Source organism: Ramlibacter algicola, from assembly GCF_016641735.1.
Taxonomy (GTDB): Bacteria; Pseudomonadota; Gammaproteobacteria; order Burkholderiales; family Burkholderiaceae_C; genus Ramlibacter; species Ramlibacter algicola.
The window spans coordinates 2223583-2246188 of the sequence record NZ_JAEDAO010000001.1 but is presented as its reverse complement, the minus strand read 5'-3'; the positions used below and the strand labels follow the sequence as shown (position 1 = coordinate 2246188).

Genomic DNA, 22606 nt, shown 5'->3' with positions numbered 1-22606 from the left:
TCTAGCTCAGCGCACCGGGCGAGCCTGGATGCCCGGCTGCTGTGGCATCGGCTGCGGCTGCTGCTGCGGGGCCGCCGCGACGTTCTGGCGTTCGCCGAGGAAGATCTCCACGCGGCGGTTGCGCGACCGGCCCGTGTCCGAGTTGTTGTCCGCGACGGGCTCGTGCGACCCACGCCCCGCCACCAGGACCTGCGCCGGGTTCACGCCGCGCGCCGCGAGATACTCGCGCGCCGCCTCGGCACGGCGCAGCGAGAGTGGATCGTTGATCGCGTCGCTGCCGGTGCTGTCGGTGTGGCCGACGATGCGCACTTCGGTGTTCGGCTGCTGCGACAGGCCCTGCGCGAACTGGTCCAGCACCGGCCGCAGGTTCGGCTTGATGTCGGCGCGGTTGGTGTCGAAGGAGATGTCGCTGGGGATGTTCAGCTTCAGCTGGTTGTCCGCGGTCTGGGTGACGGCGACGCCGGTGCCCACCGTCGCCTGCTCCATCGCCTGCTTCTTCTGCTCCATCTGGCGCGACCAGACATAGCCGCCGAGGGCGCCCAGGCCGGCGCCGATGGCCGCACCCTTGGTATCGCGGCCGATCGCCGCGCCGGCGACGCCGCCGATGCCGGCACCGATGGCGGTGTTGCGCGCCGTCGGGCTCATCTGCTGCATCTCGGCGCAGCCGGTGGCCAGCACTGCGGCGAGGCTGGTGCACAGCAGGGTCATGTGGAATCTGCGTCGCATGGTCGTCGTCCTTTCTTCTGCTTGACCTTGCGATTGAAGGCCGCGGCGCGCCAGCCCTGCACCGGACACTGCCGACAGGTCGTGCAGGACCCGTCTGCGGTTCACGTCCCTTCTTCGTGCCCACGGACGAGCTTGGCGAGCAGCCCGACGAGCTGCTCCTGCTCCGCGGCGTCCAGCGGCCCGAGGATGCGGCGCTGCGCCTTGGCCACGGACCTCTTCATTGCCTGCGCGGCCTGCTCACCCTCGGCCGTGACCCAGAGCAGCTTGCGCCGCCGGTCCGCGCCGTCCAGCTGGCGCCGCACCCAGCCCTTGGCTTCGAGCCGGCCGATGACGGAGCCGAACGTCGCCGCATCGAACGCCACGCGGCCGGCCAGCGTCACCTGGTCCTCGCCAGGGTCGTCCATCAGCGCGTTCAGGATCGCGAACTGCACCGGCGTGACTTCGTGCGCCGCGGTCTCCTCCATGAACACCGCGACCGCGACCTGGTGCGCGCGCCGGATCAGGTGCCCGGGCGCCTGGCGGAAGTCGTAGCTCTTGGGCATGCGCGCGAGTGTAGCCAGCACCCCGCATTGCCGTGTCCGCAATTCGTATGTATTCTTAGCATTTCATGCCCTCCCCTCGTCCCGTCCTCGTCGCCGGCGGCGGCATCGGCGGCCTCGCGGCTGCATACGTGCTGGCTTGCGACGGCGTCCCCGTCACGGTGCTGGAACAGTCCGCCGCCTTCGGCGAGATCGGCGCCGGCATCCAGCTGGGGCCGAACATCTTCCGCATGTTCGAGCGGCTCGGGCTCACCGACGCCATCCGCCGCGTGGCGTACTTCCCGCCCGGCCTGGGAATGAACGACGTGCGCACCGGCGAGAAGGTGGTGCGCGTGCCGCTCGGCGACGCTGCCGTCGCCACCTATGGCTTTCCCTACGGCGTGATCTACCGCGCCGACCTGCACGACGTGTTCCTCGCCGCGTGCAAGTCGCTGCCGGGCGTGACGCTGCGTACCTCGGCCAAAGTCGAGGGTTTCGCGCAGGACGCGAGCGGCGTCCGCGTGAAGCTGGCTGGTGGCGAAGTGCTGGAGGGCGCGGCCCTGGTCGGCGCCGACGGCCTGTGGAGCCGCATCCGCGAAGCGGTGGTGGGCGACGGCAAGCCGCGCGTGTCGGGACACATCGCGTACCGCGCGGTCCTCAAGCGCGAAGACGTGCCGGCGCACCTGTGGAGCGACGACGTGCTGCTGTGGGGCGGCGAGAAGACGCACCTGGTGCACTACCCGCTGCGCCGCGGCGAGCTGTTCAACCTGGTCGCGGTGTTCCACAGCAGCAAGTACGACGAAGGCTGGAACACCTTCGGCGACACCGCGGAACTGAACGAACGCTTCGCCCACGCCGTGCCGCCGGTGCGCGAGCTGCTGGGCAAGATCGAGACCTGGAAGATGTGGGTGCTGTGCGACCGCGAGCCGGTGGACAACTGGACCCAGGGCCGCGTCACGCTGCTGGGCGACGCGGCGCACCCGATGCTGCAGTACCTGGCGCAAGGCGCCGGGCAGGCCATCGAGGACGCCGTCGTGCTCGGCGCCGCGCTGCGCCATGCGAAGGGCGACTGGCCGCAGGCGTTCCAGCTGTACCAGCGCGCCCGCTACCTGCGCACGGGCCGGGTGCAGCTGACCGCGCGGTTCTACGGCGACATCTACCATGCGAGCGGCGTCGCCCGTGAGTTGCGCAACCGCATGTTCCAGTCGGGCCAGGAATCCGCCGGATTCGCCGGCCTGAAGTGGATGTACGAAGGCATCGACCCGGAGCGGCTGTTCACATGACGTGCCGCCCGATCCGAAGGAGAACGGAATGAACGCCCCCGACACTGCACTGCACGTGCGCGAACAGCTGTACCGCGACATGCACCCGCACCACCTCACGCCGCTGTGGGAAGTGCTGCATGCGCTCGTGCCGCAGAGACCGGCGACGCCCTGCGTGCCGGCGCTGTGGAAGTACGACGAGGTCCGTCCCTTCCTGATGCGCGCCGGCGAGGCGATCACTGCGGAAGAAGCCGTGCGCCGCGTGCTGATCCTGGAGAACCCGGCGTTGCGCGGCCAGTCGTGCATCACGCAGTCGCTGTACGCGGGCCTGCAGCTGATCCTGCCGGGCGAAGTGGCGCCCAGCCACCGCCACACGCAGAGCGCACTGCGATTCATCGTCGAGGGCAGCGGCGCCTACACCGCCGTCGACGGCGAACGCACGACCATGAAGCCGGGCGACTTCATCATCACGCCGTCGTGGACCTGGCACGACCATGGCAGCGAAGCCGACGGCCCGGTCGTGTGGCTCGATGGCCTGGACATCCCGATGCTCCGGTTCTTCGACGCGGGCTTTGCCGAGAACGACACCGCGCGGTCGCAGCAGGTCACGCGCTCCGAAGGCAGCAGCTTCGCGCGCTACGGGCACAACATGGCGCCGGTGCGCCACGACGCGCCGTTCGGCGCGACGTCACCGATCTTCAGCTACCCGTACGAGCGCAGCCGCGAAGCACTGGACACGCTCGAGCGCGGCGCGCCCCTCGACCCGTGGGAGGGCGTGAAGCTGCGCTACGTGAACCCGCAGACCGGCGGCTCGCCGATGCCGACCATCGCGACCTTCCTGCAGAAGCTGCCCGCCGGTTTCCGTGGCCAGGGCTGGCGGCAGACCGATGGCGCCGTGTACAGCGTCGTCGAGGGCACGGGCAGCGTCGACATCGAGTGCGGCGAGCAGCGCTGGTCGTTCGCGTTCGGCCCACGCGATCACTTCGTGGTGCCCTCGTGGCACACTGCCCGGCTTCGTTCCGACGCGGGCTGCGTCCTGTTCAGTTTCTCGGACCGGCCGGTGCACGCCGCGCTGTCCATCCACAAGGAAGAAAGGCTGTCATGAGCTTCGTCATCACCCCTCCCCCGCAGGTCTCGCTGCCCGTCATCGGCCGCGGCGAGCGATTCCCGGTGCGCCGCGTCATCTGCGTCGGCCGCAACTATGTCGAGCACGCCAAGGAGATGGGGTTCACCGGGCGCGAGCCGCCGTTCTTCTTCTTCAAGCCGGCCGACGCGATCGTGCCGGTGCCCGCGGGCGAAACCGCCACCATCGCATATCCGAGCCTGACCAAGGACCTGCACCACGAGATCGAACTGGTGGCGGCGATCGGCACGGGCGGCAAGAACATCAAGGCCGCCGATGCGCGCAAGCACATCTGGGGCTACGCCGTCGGCCTGGACATGACGCGCCGCGACCTGCAGGGCGAGATGAAGAAGCAGGGCCGCCCCTGGGAGATCGGCAAGTCCTTCGAGCAGTCCGCTCCCTGCGGTCCCGTGACGCCCGCCGCGCAGGCCGGCGACATCGAGAAGGCCGAGATCTTCCTGCAGGTCAATGGCAAGGACCGCCAGCGCAGCGACGTGTCCAAGCTCATTTGGAACCTGGGCGAGATCATCGAGCACCTGTCGACGGCGTGGGAGCTCGCGCCCGGCGACCTGATCTTCACGGGCACGCCTGAAGGCGTCGCGGCCGTCGTGCAGGGCGACACGCTGGTGGGCAGCGTCGGTGGCCTGACCGAACTGCGCGTGCGCATCGCCTGACGCCATCGGCGTTCACCCCGAGAGGCGGCCTGCGGGCCGCTTTTTACAATCGGCGACGAACTTCGAAGGACCGGCTTGAAGCTGCTCGATCTCCTGGCGCGCGCCTGCGCCGTCCTTGCCGGCGTGCTGCTCACGCTGATCACCCTCATGACCTGCGCGAGCCTCCTGGGCCGCAATACCGTCGGCACCACGCTGGTCGGCGACTTCGAACTCACCGGGGTCGCGACCGGCGCGGCCATCGCGCTGTTCATGCCCTGGTGCCAGCTGCGGCGCGGGAACATCATCGTCGACTTCTTCACCGCGCGCGCCAGCGCGCGCACCAACGCCACGCTCGACCGCATCGGCGCGGTGCTGCTGGCCGCGACCTTCGCGCTGCTCGCGTGGCGCACCACCCTCGGCGCGCTGAGCGCCTGGAACGGGCACACGGAAAGCCAGATCCTCGGCTTCCCCGAATGGGTGGTGCACACGGCCATGGTGCCGCCCTTCGTGCTCACCGCCTTGATCGCCCTCCGGCAAGCCGCCTTCGGCTTCGGCGACGCGCCGGAGGCGCACGCATGACCCGCACGGCCGCCCGAAGAGGAATACCGCAGCCGCAGGCGGAGGCTTCCTGATGTCCGCGCTGCCCCTCACCATCCTCATCTTCGCCACCATGCTGGTGCTGATGGCGATCCGCACGCCGATCTCCATCGCGATGTTCGCGGCCGGCACGGCCGGCTACCTGCTGCAGACCGGCTGGGCGCCGTTCGCGAACTTCCTCAACACGCAGGCCTTCGCGCGCTTCGCCAGCTACGACCTGAGCGTGATCCCGCTGTTCATCCTGATGGGGCACTTCGCCACGCAGGGTGGCATCAGCAAGGCGCTGTTCTCGTTCGCCGCCGCGGTGATGGGGCGCTTCAAGGGCGGCCTCGCGATGGCGTCCGTGCTCGCGTGCGCGGCGTTCGGTGCGATCTGCGGGTCGTCGGTGGCGACGGCCGCCACCATCACGTCGGTGGCGCTGCCGGAGATGAAGCGGCACGGCTACAGCGGCCGCCTCGCTACCGGCACCCTGGCCGCCGCCGGCACGCTGGGCATCCTGATCCCGCCGTCCGTGCCGCTGGTGATCTACGCGATCCTGACCGAGCAGAACATCGCCAAGCTGTTCGCGGCCGCCATGGTGCCGGGGATCATCGCCATGTTCGGCTACATGGTGGCCATCGCGATCTACGTCCGGCTCGTGCCGGGCCAGGCACCCGAGACCGACGATGCGCCCGCGCTCACGCGCGACGCGATCATCGGCGTGCTGCCGATCGTGCTGATCTTCCTGCTGGTGTTCGGCGGCATCTACGGCGGCTGGTTCACGCCCACCGAGGGCGCCGCGGTCGGTGCGGCTTCGACTTTCGTCGCGGCGCTGATCAAGCGCGAGATCACCTGGGACAAGTTCAAGCAGTGCTTCTACGCGACGGCCGAGAGCTCGGCGATGATCTTCCTGATCTTCCTCGGCGCCGACCTGATGAACGCCGCGCTCGCGCTGACCCAGGTGCCGAACCAGCTGGCCGCCACCGTGGCGTCCTGGGGCCTGTCGCCGCTGGCGGTGGTCGCCGCCATCCTGCTGTTCTACGTCGTGCTGGGCGCGGTGATGGACGAGCTCAGCATGATCCTGCTGACGATCCCGATCTTCTTCCCGATGGTGATGGGCCTGGACTTCGGCATGCCCAAGGAATCCGTCGCGATCTGGTTCGGCATCATGGTGTTGATGGTGGTGGAGTTCGGGCTGCTGGCGCCACCGGTCGGGTTGAACGTGTACATCGTCAATGGCATGGCGAAGGACGTTCCGATCGCCGATAGCTACCGCGGCGTCATGCCCTTCCTGGTGAGCGACACGCTGCGCACCCTGCTGCTGCTGTTCTTCCCCCCGATCTCGCTCTGGCTCGTGCGCTACGTCGGCTAGGAGCCTGGGGGGCAGCCTAGCCTGGCCCCTTCTCGACCCAACGCGAACCCGTCTCTCTGCCGCCCAGGCTCCTGGGGGAATCCCGCTCGGGGAAGCCCCGAGCCGCCCCACGCAGGCCCTGCGGTATGGTCCCCGCGTCCCACCGCGGAGAACATCCATGCAGCGTCGCACCCTCCTGAAGACCACCGCCGCGGCCGCCCTCGGCGGCTCCTCGCTCGCGGGCTTCGCCCAGCAGTCGGTCACCCTCAAGTTCCACACCTTCATGGCGCCGACGTCCAACGTCTGGCTCAACATGCACAAGGCGTGGATGGACAAGGTGGAGAAGGACTCCAACGGCCGCATCAAGTTCGAGGCCTACCCCGCGATGCAGCTGGGCGGCACGCCGGTGCAGTTGTACGACCAGGCGCGCGACGGCGTCGTCGACGTCATCTGGACGCTGCCGGGCAACACGGCGGGACGCTTCCCGCGCATCGAGGTGTTCGAGCTGCCGTTCATCATGACCAACGCGGAAGCCACGTCCAAGGCGTACTGGGAGTACGTGCAGACCATGGCGCCCGACGAGTTCAAGGACACGCAGGTCATCGCGCTGCAGGTGCACGGCCCCGGCGTGATCCACACGGCGGAGAAGGCGGTGAAGACGGTCGGCGACATGCGCGGCCTGAAGATGCGCGCGCCGACCCGGCAGATCACCAAGCTGATGGGCGCGCTCGGCGCCACGCCGGTGGGCATGCCGCTGCCGCAGATCCCCGACGCGCTGTCCAAGGGCACCATCCAGGGCTGCGTGATCCCCTGGGAAGTCGTGCCGTCCGTGAAGGTGCACGAGCTCACCAAGTACCACGCCGAGTTCGACCCGGCGGGCGGCTCGCTCTACACGACGACGTTCGTGATGGCGATGAACAAGGCCAAGTACAACTCGCTGCCGCCGGACCTGAAGAAGGTCATCGACGCCAACTCCGGGATGCAGACCTCGGGCTGGCTGGGCAAGGTGCAGCAAGGCGGGGACGTCGCAGGCCGCAGGGCGGCGGTCGACCGCGGCAACACCATCTTCACGGTCAGTGCCTCGGAAGCGCAGGAATTCCGCCGCCGCTCGCGCCAGATCGAGGTCGAGTGGGTCGAGGACATGAACAAGCGCGGCTTCGACGGCCGCAAGCTGCTCGACACGGCCCGCAGCCTGATCGACAAGCACACGAAGTCGACCAAGTCCTGAGCGGCCCGGCTCCACGCGAAGGGCTCCCCGCGGGGAGCCCTTTTGCATGGACGGCCTTGGCTACACTCGGCCGATGCCCTTCCGCACGCCGATCAAGCATTGCCGCGAGTGCGGCCATGCCGTCGTGTACCGCGTGCCGGACGACGGCGACACGCGCGAGCGTGCCGTGTGCCCGCAGTGCGGCACGATCCACTACGAGAACCCGCTGAACGTCGTCGGCACCGTGCCCTACTGGGGCGACCGCGTGCTCCTGTGCAAGCGCAACATCGAGCCGCGCTGGGGCAAGTGGACCCTGCCGGCGGGATTCATGGAACTCGGCGAGACCGCCGAGGAAGGCGCGGCGCGCGAGACCGACGAGGAAGCCGGCGCGCAGGTGGCGCTCGAAGGCCTGATCAGCGTGATCAGCGTGCCGCGCGTCGGCCAGGTGCACCTGTTCTACGTCGCGCGGCTGCTCAGCGACCGCTTCGAGCCCGGCCACGAGACGATCGAGGCGCGGCTGTTCGGCGAGGACGAGATCCCCTGGGAGGAGATCGCGTTCAAGACGGTGCGCGAGACGCTGCTGGCATTCTTCGCCGACCGCAAGCGCGGCACGTTCGGCGTGCACACGCTGCACGTCAGCTGAGCGCGGCGCTCAGATCCCGGGCTTGCCTTCGCGCAGCTTGGCGTCCTCGCGCAGTTGCACGCACGCCTGGAAGTGGCCGTAGCCCGGCTTCTGGCATTCGTTGTAGACGCAGATCTGCCGGGAGATGAACACCTTGTCGCGGCAGGTGACGTCGGGCGACACCGGCCGTTCACCACTGCTGCGTGACGACGTCTCCGCGACGTCGCGACGCGCGGCGCGGGCGCCTTCCTGGCGCTTCGCGGTGGCGGTGCCTTGGGGCGCCGGCGTGTGGGCTTTCGCGACCGGCTTCCCAGGTGCGCTGGCGGCGGGTGCCGCGGCGGCCAGTGACGCGGACGCAGCAGCAGCCGCCGGCGTCGCAGCGATGGCCGGAGCCGACGCAGGCTGCGCGACGACCGGCGCGGGCGCCCCGGCCGGAGCGTCCACCGTGGTGGGCGCAGGCGCCGGCGCGCGGCCCGGGCCCAGCCAGAGTGCTATGGCCGCGAACACTGCGACAGCCGCGCCACCGATCCAGAGGAACGGCGGCTTGGCACTTGCCGCGACCGCCAGCGGAATGACGGTCGTCGTGGTGTCCTCCGAGGACGCGGACCGCTTGGCAGAGGTCGCGCCCGCCGATGGCGGTGCGGGTGCCGCCGCAGGCTGCTGCGCGAACTGGATCACGACCGGCTCGGTCGCCGTCGCACCGCCAGCCGGCACTGAACGCTCGAATGGCATGGTGGACGTCGATTCCACCGGCGCCGCCGTGCCCGGCGGCTTGGTCATGCCTTGCAGCACGGTGCGCTCGGGGTCGCCGCTGCCCGTGAGCCGCTCGAGCCGGCGCCGGGCCAGGTCGGCATAGATGCCCTGCGGAAAGCGCGCCAGGAAGCCTTCCATGTCGCCCGCGTCGACGCTATCGCGGATGGCGCGCCAGTATTCGAGTTCGAGCTGGTGGTCCGCCGGTGCGCCGGGCAAGGTGTCGCTGCGCCGCGCGATGCCGGGCACCGTGCCCGGCACGGTGGGCGCGTCGGGGCCTTCCTGAACCACGTCGTGCAGCGCGCGGCGCAAGGCCATCGAGAAGTCGGCGCCGGTCTGGAAGCGGTCGTCGCGGCTCTTGGCGAGCGCACGCTCGAACACCGCGTCGACCGCCGCGGGCAGGTCCGGCTTGATGCTGCTGGGTGCGGCCGGCGTGTGGCCGATGATCTGGTGGATGATCGTGAAGTCGTTGTCGCCGTCGAAGGGCCGCACGCCCGTCAGCAGGTGGTACGCGACGACGGCCGCCGAATAGAGGTCCGCGCGGCCGTCGGTCTTCTGGCCCTGCACCTGCTCGGGCGCCATGTACTTCAGCGTCCCGATCATGCTGCCCTGCGTGCGCGTGGCCTCGCCGGCGATGCGCGCGACGCCGAAATCGGTGAGCTTGAGGCGGCCGCCGGTTTCGATCAGCAGGTTGGCCGGCTTCACGTCGCGGTGCACCACGCCCTGGCGGTGCGCGAAGTCCAGCGCGGCGAGCAGGTCGACGATGAGACGCAGCGCGCCCGCCGTGTCGTAGCTGACGCCGCGGTCCAGGTGCTGCTTGAGGTCGTCGCCCTCGATGAACTCCATCACCAGGAAGGCGGTGTCGCCATCGCGGTCGGAGTCGTAGACGGTGACGATGTTCGGGTGCTGCAGCCGCGCCGCCGAGCGTGCCTCGACGCGGAAGCGGGCCTCGTACTCGGCGGCCGCGTCCCTGGACAGGTCGTCGACCATGATGGTCTTGATGGCGACCCGCCGGTCCAGGTTGGGATCGAGGCCCTCGTAGACGACGCCCATGGCGCCCTTGCCGAGGACCCGCACCAGCTCGTAGCGGCCCAGCTTGCGTTGGTGCACGTGGTTGTCCGCGGCCTCAGCCGGTGACGCTGTATTCGACGCGCGGGGCAGCTTCGGCCTCGCGGTCGCAGCCGAGGGTGATCACGCCGCTGCCCACCAGGTAGCACTCGGTGCGCCGCAGGACGATGGGCGCGGCCTGCCCGCCCACGTACACCCAGGTGCCGAAGCTGGACTGGTCGTTCAGGATGAAGTGGCCGCCGCGCCATTCGACGGTGGCATGCACCCGCGACACGCGCGAATCGTTGACCGACAGCGACGCGGTGGCGGCCCGGCCCAGCGAGAGCGGCTGGCCGTGCGGGTCCAGGCGCAGCGTCTGGCCATTGGCGGACAGGTCCAGGTGCGCTTCGGCCACCGGCTTGAACATGGACGCGCCCATCATCGTGGCGTCGACATCGCGTTCGGGCTGCCACTGGACGCGGAACACCTCGGTGGCCTCGGACTTGCCGCGCAGGTACATGGGACCGATGCTGCGCAGCGGGCCGCGCTGCTGCGGGCCGAGGGCGTCGCGCACGCGCGACGTCGTGAGGATCTGGTCGGCGCCGGCCAGGTCGGCCAGGCGTGCCGCGCTGTTGACGGCATCGCCGTAGCAGTCGCCTTCGATCTCGACCACTTCGCCGGATTCGACGCCCATCTGCATCTGCACGGGCTTGCCGGTGCCCCCGGGATAGACCGGGGTGTCCTTCAGGCGCTTCTGGATGGCGACACAGGCGTCGATGGCGTCGCCCTCCTGCGGGAACGTGACGAAGAGGCCGTCCCCCAGCAGCTTGACGACGCGGCCGTTGTGCTGCTCGAAGCTGCGGGACAGGGCGGTCGTGAGCTGGGTCACGAAACGGCCGGCGGTTTCATCGCCGAGGCGCTCGAAGATGCCCGTGCTCCCGACGAGGTCTGCGAAGACGACAGTGGCCATGCGGCGGGATTGTATGCCCCAGCTCAGCGGGCACAAAGAAGCCGGCGCTTCCTTGCGAAAGCGCCGGCCCGTGTTGGTGGTCGGCGTGGCGGGATTCGAACTCGCGACCCCTTGCACCCCATGCAAGTGCGCTACCAGGCTGCGCTACACGCCGAAGCCCGCGATTCTACACCGGCGCGGTCAGTGGTTCGACGACAGCAGGTCGCGGATTTCGGAGAGTTCGCGCCGCACGAACAGCAGCTTGTCGGAGATCGCGGGCTCGGGGGGCGTGCTGTCCTCGAAATCCTCGAGCACGGAATCCTCGACCTCGATCACCTCGACGCCCTCGAGCATCACCTCGCCGGAGCGGCGTTTGTCCCGCTCCACCTGCACCAGCTCCTGCAGCTTGTTGCGCGCGCCGCTGATGGTGAAGCCCTGGTCGTACAGCAGGTCCCGGATGCGGCGGATCATCAGCACCTCGTGGTGCTGGTAGTAGCGGCGGTTGCCGCGCCGCTTCATGGGGCGCAGCTGCGTGAATTCCTGCTCCCAATAGCGCAGCACGTGCGGCTTGACGCCGCACAGGTCGCTGACCTCACCGATGGTGAAGTAGCGTTTGGCCGGAATGGAAGGGAGCGCTTTCTCCACTGAAATCAATGCGCTAGGAGAGAAAGCTCGAAGGTTACTCTAAGAGAGTGGGCGCGCCAAGCCGCGCCTGCACCCGGGGTGCGCGAAAACGTCAGCTGTCGTCCGCGCCGGCGCCATTGCCCTGGATCTGTTCCTTCAGCTTGTGGCTGGCGTGGAACGTGACGACGCGGCGTGCATCGATGGGAATGGCCTCGCCGGTGCGCGGGTTGCGGCCAGGGCGCGGCGCCTTGGTGCGGATCTGGAAGTTGCCGAAGCCGGAGATCTTCACGTCCTGCCCGTCCACCAGGCTGGTGGCGATCAGGTCGAAGAAGGCGTCGATCATGTCCTTGGACTCGCGCTTGTTCAGCCCGATCTGCTCGAACAGGAGTTCCGCCAGCTGCGCCTTCGTCAGCGCCGGCGTCTCCAGGCTTTCCACGGTGAACTCCATCGCGCCCTCGTCCTTCGTTGTTGTTGTCAGCATCGACCGGTCGCTCGTTCGTCAGCCACGCAGCCGTGCACCGAGCGCGGACTGCAATCGCGCCACCACGGCGGCCACGGCGGCATCGATCTGGGCTTCGGTCAGTGTCGCGTCCGGGTCGCCGAGCGTCAAGCGAACCGCCATGCTCTTCTCCCCCGCCGCAATGCCGGTCAGGGGTTGCTTGGGCCGGTAGACGTCGAACAGCGACGCGTCGCGCAGAAGGCCGCCGGTATCCGCGGTGCGAATGGCCCCGAGCAGCGCGTCGTGCGTGACGGCGTCGCCCACGATGACGGCGATGTCGCGTTCGACAGGTTGGTGGCGCGGCACCGCTTGCGCGGCCGGCAGCGGGTGCGCGAGCACCGGCTCGAGATCGAGTTCGAACAGCACCGGCGCCAGCGGCAGGTCCCAGGCCTGGCGCCAGCGCGGGTGCAGTTCACCCACGTGGCCGATCGGCGTGCCGTCGAGGACGATGCGCGCGCACCGGCCGGGATGCAGAGCGGGATGCTGCGCGGGCTCGAACACCGCACGGCGCGGCAGCAGCAGCGCCTCGAGGTCACCCTTGGCGTCGAAGAAGTCTGCCGGCGCCGCAGGACGGCCCCATTGCAGGCCGTCGACGCTGCCATAGGCCAGCGCGGCCACGCGCATCGGTTGCCGCACGCCACGCACGCTGGTGTCGGTGGTCTGGATGGCGGCGTCCCGCAGGAACACGCGACCCACTTCGAACACTCGCACGCGTTCCGCCTTGCGATCGAGGTTGAAGCGCAGCACCTGCAGGAGCGAGCCCACGAGCGACGAACGCATCACGCCCATCTGGCTGGCGATCGGGTTCAGCAGCCGGATCGGGTCGTCGTTGCCCGCGAGCTCCTTCTCCCAGCGTTCCTCGACAAAGCTGAAGTTGATCGTCTCCTGGTAGCCCAGCGCGGCCAGCTGGCGGCGCAGCGCGAACCGCGAGCGCCGCGACTCGGACCCCGTGCGGGCGGCGATCGGCGCCAGCGGCGGCGTGGTCGGCAGGCGCTCGTAGCCGATGACGCGCGCGACTTCCTCGACCAGGTCTTCCTCGAGCGAGATGTCGAAACGGTACGGCGGCGGCTGCACGGCAATGGTGCCGGGCGACTGCTCGCGCGCGGGCAGGCCCAGTCGCGTGAACGCGTCGAGGCATTGCGCGGGGGTCACCGGCATGCCGATCACTTTCGAGGCGCGCGCAACGCGCAGCGACACCGTGCGCTGCTCGGGCAGGCGCACGACGTGGTCGTCCATCGGACCGGCTTCCCCGCCGCAGATGTCGACGATCAGGCGCGTGATGTGCTCGATGTGCTCCACCGTCAGCGCCGGGTCGACGCCCCGCTCGAAACGGTGGCCGGCATCGGTGGAGAAGTTGAAGCGGCGCGAGCGGCCCTGGATGGCCTCGGGCCACCAGAACGCGGCTTCGACGTAGACGTTGCGCGTCGCATCGGATACCGCGGTGGCGTCGCCGCCCATGATGCCGGCCAGCGACTCGACCTCGCGGTCATCCGCGATGACGCCGACCTTCTCGTCGACGGTGATCGTGCTGCCATTGAGCAGCTTCAGCTGCTCGCCCGGCTTGCCCCAGCGCACATCGAGCGCGCCGTGGATCTTGTCCAGGTCGAAGATGTGCGACGGCCGGCCGTACTCGAACATCACGTAGTTCGAGATGTCCACCAGCGCCGTGACGCTGCGCTGCCCGCAGCGCGCGAGCCGGTCCACCATCCACTGCGGCGTCTTCGCCGTCGTGTCGACGTTGCGCACGATGCGGCCCGAGAAGCGGCCGCACAGGTCGGGCGCGCTGACCTTCACCGGCAGCCTGGCGTCATGCCGCGGCTCGACGGGGTGGAACTTCGGCGCCTTCAGCGGCGCACCGGTCAGTGCCGACAGTTCGCGCGCGACGCCGTAGACGCTCAGCGCGTGCGCCAGGTTCGGCGTGAGCTTGAGCGTGAAGACATGGTCGTCCAGCTGCAGCACCTCGCGCACGTCGCCGCCCACCGGCGCATCGGCCGCCAGTTCCAGCAACCCGCCGTGGTCTTCGGACAGCTGCAGTTCGCGCGCCGAGCACAGCATGCCCTGGCTCTCGACGCCGCGCAGCTTGCCCAGCTTGATCTGGAACGGCTTGCCGTCCTCGCCGGGCGGCAGCTCGGCGCCGACCAGCGCCGTCGGCACGCGGATGCCCACGCGCGCGTTGGGCGCGCCGCAGACGATGTTCAGCAGCGCGCCCTGCCCCACGTCCACCTGGCACACGCGCAGGCGGTCGGCATTGGGATGCTGGACGGCTTCCCTGATCTCGCCGACGACCACTTTCGTGAACGGCGGCGCGACGGGATGGAGGTCTTCGACCTCGAGGCCGCCCATCGTGAGGATGTCGGCGATCTCGCGGGTGGACAGCGGCGGGTTGCAGAACTCGCGCAGCCAGGACTCGGGGAATTGCATGTCGTGCTCGGGCGTGGGCGGGTCAGCGGAACTGGCGCAGGAAGCGGATGTCGCCTTCGAAGAACTGGCGCAGGTCGTTGACGCCGTAGCGCAGCATCGCCAGGCGATCGGCGCCGGTGCCGAAGGCGAAGCCGGTCACCTGCTCCGGGTCCAGGCCCATGTTGCGCACGACGTTCGGATGCACCTGGCCGGAGCCGGCCACTTCCAGCCAGCGTCCGGACAGCGGGCCGGACTGGAACTGGATGTCGATCTCGGCGCTGGGCTCGGTGAACGGGAAGAAGCTGGGGCGGAAGCGCAGCTTCAGGTCGTCGCTCTCGAAGAACGTGCGGCAGAAGTCGGTGAAGACGACCTTCAGGTCCTTGAAGCTGATGCTCTCGCCCAGCCACAGGCCTTCGACCTGGTGGAACATCGGCGAATGCGTCGCGTCGCTGTCGACGCGGTAGGTGCGGCCCGGCGCGATGACGCGGATCTCGGGCATCGGCTCGCCGGCCTTCACGCGGTCGGCGAAGCGCTTGACGTGCTGGTGCGCGTACCGCACCTGCATCGGGCTGGTGTGCGGGCGCAGGTTGTAGGGGATGCCGTCGTCGCCCTGGATGTCGACGTAGAACGTGTCCTGCATCGACCGCGCCGGGTGGTTGGGCGGGTTGTTCAGCGACGTGAAGCTGTGCCAGTCCGATTCGATCTCCGGGCCGTCGGCGACGTCGAAGCCCATGCTGGCGAAGATCTGCTCGATGCGTTCCATCGCCAGCATCACCGGGTGCAAGCCGCCCTGCTCGCGCACGCGGCCCGGGAGCGAAACGTCCAGCGACTCGGCCTGCAACTGCAGCGCGAGTTCGGCGTCCGCCAGTTCACGGCGCCGCGCGGTCAGCGCAGCCTCGATCGCCTGCTTGGCCGTGTTGATCGCCGCGCCGCGGGTCTTCTTCTCCTCGACCGGCAGCGCCGCCAGCCCCTTCATGAGGTCGGTGATGCGGCCGGACTTGCCGGTGAATTGCGCCTTGGCGTTCTCCAGGTCCGCGGGGGTGCCCGCGGAGGCGAAGGCGGCGCGCGCGGCGTCGACGAGGGATGCGAGGTCGTTGTCGGTCATCGGAAAGACAAACAGGGGCTAGTGCAAGCGCCCTAGCCCCTGTCCTTGAGGTTTCAGCCTACCGGGCGCGCATGGCGCGCCCACCGTGAACTTCAAGCAGCCAGCTTGGCCTTGACTTGCTCCACGATGCCCGCAAAGGCGGCCTTGTCGTGCACGGCGATGTCGGCAAGGACCTTGCGGTCGATGTCGATGCCGGCCTTGCGGATGCCGTTGGCGAACTGGCTGTACGTCAGGCCGCACTCGCGGGCCGCCGCATTGATACGGGCGATCCACAGCTGGCGGAAGACGCGCTTCTTGGCGCGGCGGTCGCGGTAGGCGTACTGGCCCGCCTTCATCACCGCTTCCTTGGCGATGCGGAAGACGTTGCCGCGGCGGCCGCGGAAGCCCTTGGCGAGGGCGAGGACCTTCTTGTGGCGGGCGCGAGCCGTTACACCACGTTTGACGCGAGGCATGTGTGTTCTCCTTGTCCGTTTACAGGCCGGCGAACGGCAGCATCTGCGCCATGTGGCCCATGTTGGTCTCGTGGACCGACACCGGGCCGCGCAGGTGGCGCTTGTTCTTGGTCGACTTCTTCGTCAGGATGTGGCGCTTGAAAGCCTGGCCACGCTTGACGGTGCCGCCGGGACGGACGCGGAAGCGCTTCTTGGCCCCGCTCTTGGTCTTCATCTTGGGCATTGCTGCTCCTTCTTTCCTTGTGCTCGTGAGGCGCCGCGAATCCTTCGCGTCTTGATGGCCCCGAGCCACTTGTGTGGCGAGTCGGAAAACTCGCCACTTTTTCGGGAAGCCAAAGGCTTCCCGTCACCGGATCGCGCCGGCGACAACCGATGCGATCCGTGAACCCCTCTTACGCGGCCGTGGTGCCCGCTTCGGCCTTGGCCGGCGCGGCAGTCGCGACCTTCTTGCGGCTCGGCGCGATCATCATGATCATCTGCCGGCCTTCGAGCTTCGGGAACTGCTCCACCAGGATGGTGTCGCCGAGCTCGTCGCGGATGCGCTGCAGCAGCGCCATCCCGATCTCCTGGTGCGTGATCTCGCGCCCGCGGAAGCGGAGCGTGATCTTGCACTTGTCGCCCTCGGCCAGGAAGCGCCGGATGTTGCGCATCTTGATGTTGTAGTCACCGTCGTCGGTGCCGGGGCGGAACTTGACTTCCTTGATCTCGATGACCGTCTGCTTCGCTTTCGCTTCCGCGGCCTTCTTCTGTTCCTGGTACTTGAACTTGCCGTAGTCCATCAGCCGGCACACCGGCGGGACCGCAGTGGCGGCAATTTCGACCAGGTCCACGTCCAGCTCGCCCGCCATGCGCAGGGCTTCCTGCAGGCTCACGATGCCGATCGGCTCGTTGTTCGGTCCGGAGAGCCGGACTTCCGGGGCCATGATTTCCCGGTTCAGGCGGTGCTTGCGTTCCTCGCGGTGGCGGCGGTCGCGAAATTCAGTAGCGATGGTCCAAATCCTTCATCAATCACGGCGGCCCTTGCGGGCCACCCACACGCCGCTGCAAGGCGCACGCGGCAAGGGCGAACTTCCTCGGGAGGGAGATCAGCGCTTGCCGGCGATGTCGTCGGCGAGCCTCGCGGCGAACGCCTCCAGGGACATCGCGCCGAGGTCCTGGTTGCCCCGGGCGCGCACTGCGACGGCACCTGCTGCCTTCTCCTTGTCACCCACGACGAGGATGTAGGGCAGCTTCTGCATCGAATGCTCGCGTATTTTATACGTGATTTTCTCGTTGCGCAGATCCAGCTCGACCCTAACCCCTTGATTTTGCAGAGTTTTGGCAACTTCCCGGGCGTAACTGGCCTGTCCGTCGGTGATCGTCAGCACGGCGACCTGCACCGGCGCCAGCCAGGCGGGCAGCGCGCCGGCGTGGTGTTCCACCAGCATGCCGATGAAGCGCTCGAGGCTGCCGACGATGGCCCGGTGCAGCATGACCGGGTGCGCGCGGCCGCTGGTTTCCGTGACGTAATCCGCGCCCAGGCGCTCGGCCGTGTTGAAGTCGATCTGCATCGTGCCGCACTGCCAGTGGCGGCCCAGCGCGTCCTTGAGCGTGTACTCGATCTTCGGGCCGTAGAAGGCGCCGTCGCCGGGTGACACGACGAAATCGACGCCGGAGCGGCGCAGCGCTTCCATGCAGGCGTGCTCGGCCTTGTCCCACAGCTCGTCCGAGCCGACCCGGTTCTCCGGGCGCGTCGCGACCTTGTAGAGGATGTCCGTGAAGCCGAAGTCCTGGTAGACCTGCTGCAGCTTGGCCGTGTAGTCGACGCACTCCTGCAGGATCTGGTCTTCCGTGACGAAGGCGTGGCCGTCGTCCTGCGTGAAGCCGCGCACCCGCATGATCCCGTGCAGCGCGCCCGAAGGTTCGTTGCGGTGGCACTGGCCGAACTCGCCGTAGCGCAGGGGCAGGTCGCGATAGCTGCGCAGCTGCGACTTGAAAATCAGCACGTGCCCCGGGCAGTTCATCGGCTTGAGCGCGTAGTCCCGCTTCTCGCTCTCCGTCGTGAACATGTTCTCGCGGTAGTTCTGCCAGTGGCCGGTCTTCTCCCACAGGCTGCGGTCCAGGATCTGCGGCCCCTTGACCTCCTGGTAGCCCGTGTCCTTGTAGACCTGGCGCATGTACTGCTCGACCACCTGCCAGACGGCCCAGCCCTTGGGGTGCCAGAACACCACGCCCGGCGCGACGTCGTCGATGTGGAACAGGTCCAGCTCGCGGCCCAGCTTGCGGTGGTCGCGCTTCTCGGCCTCCTCCAGCATGTGCAGGTACTGCTGCAGCTCGTCCTTGCTCGCCCAGGCCGTGCCGTAGACGCGCTGGAGCATCTCGTTGCGGTGGTCGCCGCGCCAGTAGGCGCCGGCCACCTTCATCAGCTTGAAGTGCTTGAGCTTGCCCGTGCTGGGCACGTGCGGGCCGCGGCACAGGTCCTCGAAGCCGCCTTCGCGGTACAGCGACACGTCTTCGCCCTGCGGGATGCTGGCGATGATCTCGGCCTTGTAGTTCTCGCCGATCGACTTGAAGTGCTCCACGGCGGCATCGCGCGGCAGCACGCGGCGCGTCACCGGCTCGTCCTTCGCGGCGAGTTCGGCCATGCGCTTCTCGATCGCCTGCAGGTCCTCGGGCGTGAAGGGCCGCTTGTACGAGAAGTCGTAGTAGAAGCCGTTCTCGATCACCGGCCCGATCGTCACCTGCGCCTCGGGGAACAGCTCCTTCACGGCGTACGCGAGCAGGTGGGCCGTCGAGTGGCGGATCACGTCCAGCCCCTCGGGATCCTTGGGCGTGATGATCGACACGGGGGCGTCGCGGTCGACCGTGTAGGCGAGGTCGACCACCTTGCCATCGACCTTGCCCGCGAGGGCGACCTTGGCCAGGCCGGCGCCGATCGAGGCGGCGATGTCGGCCACCTTCACGGGGCCGGGGAATTCGCGACGGGAACCGTCGGGAAGCGTGACTTGGATCATTCGGGAAAGCTCCAGCGAGCAGGACAAACGAAAAGCGCGGCCCGTAGCCGCGCTCTTTGCTCCAACTGGATCTCCGGTGGGTGCGCGCGACTACCCGGCCGTTAGCGGGCCGTGGTTCCTTCCGGGGTAGTTCGCGGTGTCATAACCGAAGCTGCCTTTCTCGCCCTTGTGGATCGAATCGAGCCCCAATTCTACCCCGCGGCCACGTAGCCGGACCCGCCGCAGCGCGTGCAGGGCGTGATCACCAGCTGCTTCTCGACCTCGAAGTCCTCGGTGATGTTCTCGCTCTCGATGCGCAGCTCCCCGCTGCCGCTGCAATCGGGGCACCGGGCCTGCCTGAGCTGGTTGACGTCGAACTTGCCGGTCTTGTCGTGGTCCACGGCCATGGTGCCCTCCTGGATGGTGGCGCCACTCTAGCCGCGCACCCCGCAAACGACAACGCCCGGCGGCGCCGGGCGTTGCGAGTGGCACGAGGCGTCAGGCGGCCTTGCGCTCGTCGAAGAACTGCTCGTCTTCGGTCGACCCCTTCAGGGCGGCGGTGGACGCTTCCTTCTCGATCGTCGTGGTCACGGCGTCGAAGTAGCCGGTGCCCACCTCGCGCTGGTGCTTCACGGCGGTGAAGCCCTTCTCGGCGGCGGCGAACTCCTTCTGCTGCAGCTCGACGAACGCGCTCATGTTGTTGCGCGCGTAGCCGTGGGCCAGCTCGAACATCGAGTAGTTCAGGCTGTGGAAACCGGCCAGCGTGATGAACTGGAACTTGTAGCCCATGGCGCCGAGCTCCTTCTGGAACTTGGCGATGGTCGCGTCGTCGAGGTTCTTCTTCCAGTTGAACGACGGGGAGCAGTTGTACGCCAGCAGCTTGCCGGGGAACCTGGCGTGGATCGCGTCCGCGAAGTCCTTCGCGAACTTCAGGTCGGGCGTTCCGGTCTCGCACCAGATCAGGTCCGCGTACTCCGCATAAGCCAGGCCGCGGCTGACCGCCTGGTCGAAGCCCTTGCGGGTGCGGTAGAAGCCCTCGACCGTGCGCTCGCCGGTGCAGAACTCCTGGTCGATCGGGTCGACGTCGCTGGTGACCAGGTCGGCCGCTTCGGCGTCGGTACGCGCCAGCAGGATCGTCGGCACGCCCATCACGTCCGCGGCGAGCCGCGCCGCCACCAGCTTCGCGACGGCTTCGCGCGTCGGCACGAGCACCTTGCCGCCCATGTGGCCGCACTTCTTCACCGACGCCAACTGGTCCTCGAAGTGCACGCCGGCGGCGCCCGCCTCGATCATGGCCTTCATCAGCTCGAAGGCGTTCAGCACGCCGCCGAAGCCGGCTTCGGCGTCCGCGACGATGGGCGCGAAGTAGTCCACCCAGCCGTCGTCGCCCTGCTTCTTGCCCTCGCTCCACTGGATCTGGTCGGCGCGCTGGAAGGTGCTGTTGATCTTCTTGACGACCTTCGGCACCGAGTCGACCGAATACAGCGACTGGTCCGGGTACATCTCGCCGTTGCTGTTGGCGTCGCCCGCCACCTGCCAGCCGGAGAGGTAGATGCCTTTCAGGCCGGCCTTGACCTGCTGCATGGCCTGGTTGCCGGTGAGCGCGCCGAGCGTGTTCACGAACGGCTCGGTGTTGAGCAGGCGCCAGAGCTTCTCGGCGCCGCGGCGCGCCAGCGTGTGCTCGATGTGCAGCGAGCCGCGCAGCTTCACCACGTCGGCGGCGCTGTAGCCGCGCTTGATGCCCTTCCAGCGTGGGTTCTCCGCCCAGTCCTTCTCCAGTTGCGCGATCTGCTCGTCGCGGCTGAGGTTCGTCCAGTCGTTCATGTGCAAGCTCCTTGGTCGATGTCGAAAGTGGCCGGGGGCCGTGGCTCCCTGTTGGCATCAACTCTAAGTCTTCTAGAAGACCTGCGGAGGCTCTTGTGTCTTATAGAAGATATAAATATTTCTTGGGCAGGACAAAGACTTGCGCGCCAGATTCCACGATGCAGGAAACAATTTCTCATATCGAGAAAATTTGCGGCAATGCACCATCGCCCCATTTCGGATCGCGAAACGCCGATGCACGAACGTGGAAGGCGGACGCTTGCTGGGGCAAGATGCGCCCGCCGATCCCGCCCGTGGTTTGAATCCCCGCTTCCTCGCCTGCTGCAGCCTCGCCCTGAGCATGTCGCTCGTGGGCACCTACGTCGCGCTGTCCAAGCCGCTGGTGGCGGTGCTGCCCGTGTTCCTGCTGGCGTGGCTGCGCTTCGGCATCGGCGGCGTCGCGACGCTGCATTGGCTGCGGCCCCCGCCAGGCGAGGCACCGTTGTCCGCGTCGACCCGCCGGTTGCTGTTCCTCGAGTCGCTCCTGGGCAACTTCCTGTTCTCGATCTGCATGCTGTTCGGCGTCAGCATGACCAGCGCCGTCTCGGCGGGCGTGATCATGGCTTCGATCCCCGCGGTGGTCGCCGTGCTCAGCTGGGCATTCCTGCGCGAGCGCATCGCACCGCGGGTCTGGGTCGCCGTCGCGTGCGCTGCCGCCGGCATGGCGCTGCTCGCCGCCACGCGCCCGGGCGACATGCCGGCACGCCAGGCCCTGCTGGGCAACCTGCTCGTGTTCGGCGCGGTGCTGTGCGAAGCGGCGTATGCCGTCATCGGCAAGAAGCTCACCGGCGCACTCGGTGCGCGTCGCATCACCGCCTTGGTCAACCTGTGGGGACTCGCGCTGATGACGCCCCTGGGCCTGTGGCAGGCCTGGGGCTTCGACTTCGCCGCCGTGCCCGGCCCGACCTGGCTGCTGCTGCTGTTCTACGGGCTGGCTGCCAGCGTCTGGACCGTGTGGCTGTGGATGACGGGGTTGCGCCACGTTCCCGCCGCTCTCGGAGGCGTCTTCACGGCGATGCTGCCGGTGGCGGCGACCGCCGTCGGCGTGCTGGTGCTGGGCGAGCCGTTCGGGCCTGCGCAAGCGGCCGCTTTCGCCCTTGCGCTGGCGGGCGTCCTGCTGGCGACGCTGCCGTCGAGACGCTCTCCCTGAGCGCCAGCGGAGCGCTCGGCGCCGCCGCGACGAGCCGCTCCCCGGGGATCGAGGGCAGCGCGAAGGGTCACCCCAGGCGAGCGAACAGGCGTTTTCCCTCTGGGAACGCCTTGAAAAAAAGCAACACGCCCCAGTGAAAAAACCCGATTTCCCCTTGGAAGCGCGGTTTTTCTCCCTTAGCATCCGCGGTGCCAGTGGCGCAGTTCTCCATTGGTGATCGCTCAACTTCTAGAAGGAAATCAAGTCATGGCAACTGCGAAAAAAGCGGCAGCGAAGAAAACGGCTGCCAAGAAGGCTCCGGCGAAGAAGGCTCCGGCCAAGAAGGCGGCAGCGAAGAAGGCTCCTGCGAAGAAGGCCGCTCCGGCGAAGAAGGCTGTTGCGAAGAAGGCCGCTCCGGCGAAGAAGGCCGCTGCGAAGAAGGCCGCCCCGGCGAAGAAGGCCAAGGCCCCGGCGAAGAAGCGCACCCCGAACGCGGCGTTCATGAAGGCGCTGACCCCCAGCCCGCAACTGGCGGCCGTGGTGGGCGACAAGCCGCTGCCCCGCACCGAAGTGGTCAGCAAGCTGTGGGCCTACATCAAGAAGAACAAGCTGCAGGACAACGTCAACAAGCGCATGGTCAACGCCGACGCCAAGCTGAAGGACATCTTCGGCAAGGCGCAAGTCTCGATGTTCGAGATGGCCGGCCTGATCGGCAAGCACGTCAAGTAAGACGCGCTTCGCGCAATGCAAAAGGGCCGCTGACGCGGCCCTTTTTTCA

General features: G+C 68.2%; 23 protein-coding genes and 1 tRNA gene. 9 read left to right on the top strand and 15 right to left on the bottom strand.

From position 1 onward, the window contains the following. Positions 1-6 precede the first annotated feature (6 nt). Both I8E28_RS10970 and I8E28_RS10965 read right to left on the bottom strand, forming a co-directional pair. Complete coding sequence (locus tag I8E28_RS10970; protein WP_200788099.1) at positions 7-726, bottom strand: YiaD family glycine zipper/OmpA-like lipoprotein; 720 nt, start codon at positions 724-726, stop codon at positions 7-9. A 101-nt stretch (positions 727-827) separates the two neighbouring features. Further along, a complete protein-coding gene (locus I8E28_RS10965) occupies positions 828-1268 on the bottom strand; it encodes a MarR family winged helix-turn-helix transcriptional regulator (protein ID WP_200788098.1) in 441 nt (146 codons plus the stop codon). Between the two features lie 65 nt (positions 1269-1333). Between I8E28_RS10965 and I8E28_RS10960 the strand changes: the two genes are divergently transcribed. From I8E28_RS10960 to I8E28_RS10930, 7 genes are all read left to right on the top strand, one after another. Then, entirely contained in the window at positions 1334-2527 is a 1194-nt protein-coding gene (locus tag I8E28_RS10960) for a 3-hydroxybenzoate 6-monooxygenase (RefSeq protein WP_200788097.1), read from the top strand. A gap of 28 nt (positions 2528-2555) precedes the next feature. Continuing rightward, positions 2556-3611, top strand: coding sequence for a gentisate 1,2-dioxygenase (gene gtdA / locus I8E28_RS10955; RefSeq protein WP_200788096.1), 1056 nt, complete (start codon positions 2556-2558; stop codon positions 3609-3611). Next, entirely contained in the window at positions 3608-4303 is a 696-nt protein-coding gene (locus tag I8E28_RS10950) for a fumarylacetoacetate hydrolase family protein (RefSeq protein WP_200788095.1), read from the top strand. Before gtdA ends, I8E28_RS10950 begins: the two co-directional genes overlap by 4 nt. A gap of 75 nt (positions 4304-4378) precedes the next feature. Then, positions 4379-4861, top strand: a complete 483-nt coding sequence (locus I8E28_RS10945) for a TRAP transporter small permease (protein WP_200788094.1) — start codon at positions 4379-4381, stop codon at positions 4859-4861. A 52-nt stretch (positions 4862-4913) separates the two neighbouring features. After that, the gene (locus I8E28_RS10940; RefSeq protein WP_200788093.1) at positions 4914-6230 is read left to right on the top strand and encodes a TRAP transporter large permease; all 1317 of its coding nucleotides are present in this window, start codon (positions 4914-4916) and stop codon (positions 6228-6230) included. A 157-nt stretch (positions 6231-6387) separates the two neighbouring features. Further along, positions 6388-7437, top strand: a complete 1050-nt coding sequence (locus tag I8E28_RS10935) for a TRAP transporter substrate-binding protein (protein WP_200788092.1) — start codon at positions 6388-6390, stop codon at positions 7435-7437. Positions 7438-7510: 73 nt separating this feature from the next. After that, the gene (locus I8E28_RS10930) at positions 7511-8059 is read left to right on the top strand and encodes an NUDIX hydrolase (RefSeq protein WP_200788091.1); all 549 of its coding nucleotides are present in this window, start codon (positions 7511-7513) and stop codon (positions 8057-8059) included. A 9-nt stretch (positions 8060-8068) separates the two neighbouring features. On the opposite strand, the gene I8E28_RS10925 is transcribed toward I8E28_RS10930, so the two are convergent. The 13 genes from I8E28_RS10925 to aceA all read right to left on the bottom strand — a co-directional run bounded on the left by I8E28_RS10925 (position 8069) and on the right by aceA (position 20660). After that, positions 8069-9898: a protein kinase domain-containing protein gene (locus I8E28_RS10925; RefSeq protein ID WP_200788090.1), complete on the bottom strand. Its 1830-nt coding sequence runs from the start codon at positions 9896-9898 to the stop codon at positions 8069-8071. 16 nt (positions 9899-9914) lie between these two features. Next, positions 9915-10805 (bottom strand): adenylate/guanylate cyclase domain-containing protein, encoded by an 891-nt coding sequence (locus I8E28_RS10920; RefSeq protein WP_200788089.1) that lies wholly within the window; start codon positions 10803-10805, stop codon positions 9915-9917. A 77-nt stretch (positions 10806-10882) separates the two neighbouring features. Beyond that, positions 10883-10959: transfer RNA gene (locus I8E28_RS10915), tRNA-Pro, on the bottom strand. Positions 10960-10985: 26 nt separating this feature from the next. Continuing rightward, positions 10986-11429 carry a MerR family transcriptional regulator gene (locus I8E28_RS10910; RefSeq protein WP_200788088.1) on the bottom strand — a complete coding sequence of 148 codons (444 nt, stop codon included), beginning with the start codon at positions 11427-11429 and terminating at the stop codon, positions 10986-10988. Positions 11430-11520: 91 nt separating this feature from the next. Beyond that, positions 11521-11856: an integration host factor subunit alpha gene (locus I8E28_RS10905; RefSeq protein WP_200790370.1), complete on the bottom strand. Its 336-nt coding sequence runs from the start codon at positions 11854-11856 to the stop codon at positions 11521-11523. Between the two features lie 51 nt (positions 11857-11907). Then, complete coding sequence (gene pheT, locus I8E28_RS10900) at positions 11908-14328, bottom strand: phenylalanine--tRNA ligase subunit beta (protein WP_200788087.1); 2421 nt, start codon at positions 14326-14328, stop codon at positions 11908-11910. Between the two features lie 22 nt (positions 14329-14350). After that, positions 14351-15412 carry a phenylalanine--tRNA ligase subunit alpha gene (gene pheS, locus I8E28_RS10895; RefSeq protein WP_200788086.1) on the bottom strand — a complete coding sequence of 354 codons (1062 nt, stop codon included), beginning with the start codon at positions 15410-15412 and terminating at the stop codon, positions 14351-14353. 92 nt (positions 15413-15504) lie between these two features. Continuing rightward, positions 15505-15864 carry a 50S ribosomal protein L20 gene (rplT, locus tag I8E28_RS10890; RefSeq protein WP_200788085.1) on the bottom strand — a complete coding sequence of 120 codons (360 nt, stop codon included), beginning with the start codon at positions 15862-15864 and terminating at the stop codon, positions 15505-15507. 19 nt (positions 15865-15883) lie between these two features. Further along, positions 15884-16087: a 50S ribosomal protein L35 gene (gene rpmI / locus I8E28_RS10885; RefSeq protein ID WP_145891430.1), complete on the bottom strand. Its 204-nt coding sequence runs from the start codon at positions 16085-16087 to the stop codon at positions 15884-15886. Between the two features lie 169 nt (positions 16088-16256). Continuing rightward, complete coding sequence (infC, locus tag I8E28_RS10880; protein WP_200790369.1) at positions 16257-16862, bottom strand: translation initiation factor IF-3; 606 nt, start codon at positions 16860-16862, stop codon at positions 16257-16259. Positions 16863-16949: 87 nt separating this feature from the next. Continuing rightward, a complete protein-coding gene (gene thrS / locus I8E28_RS10875) occupies positions 16950-18857 on the bottom strand; it encodes a threonine--tRNA ligase (protein WP_200788084.1) in 1908 nt (635 codons plus the stop codon). A gap of 191 nt (positions 18858-19048) precedes the next feature. Continuing rightward, positions 19049-19243, bottom strand: a complete 195-nt coding sequence (locus tag I8E28_RS10870) for a hypothetical protein (protein WP_200788083.1) — start codon at positions 19241-19243, stop codon at positions 19049-19051. A 91-nt stretch (positions 19244-19334) separates the two neighbouring features. Continuing rightward, positions 19335-20660 carry an isocitrate lyase gene (aceA, locus tag I8E28_RS10865; protein WP_200788082.1) on the bottom strand — a complete coding sequence of 442 codons (1326 nt, stop codon included), beginning with the start codon at positions 20658-20660 and terminating at the stop codon, positions 19335-19337. 340 nt (positions 20661-21000) lie between these two features. On the opposite strand from aceA, the gene I8E28_RS10860 reads away from it, so the two are divergent. Then, a complete protein-coding gene (locus tag I8E28_RS10860) occupies positions 21001-21849 on the top strand; it encodes a DMT family transporter (RefSeq protein ID WP_239027218.1) in 849 nt (282 codons plus the stop codon). Positions 21850-22095: 246 nt separating this feature from the next. Further along, a complete protein-coding gene (locus tag I8E28_RS10855) occupies positions 22096-22557 on the top strand; it encodes an SWIB/MDM2 domain-containing protein (RefSeq protein ID WP_200788080.1) in 462 nt (153 codons plus the stop codon). Positions 22558-22606: the final 49 nt, after the last annotated feature.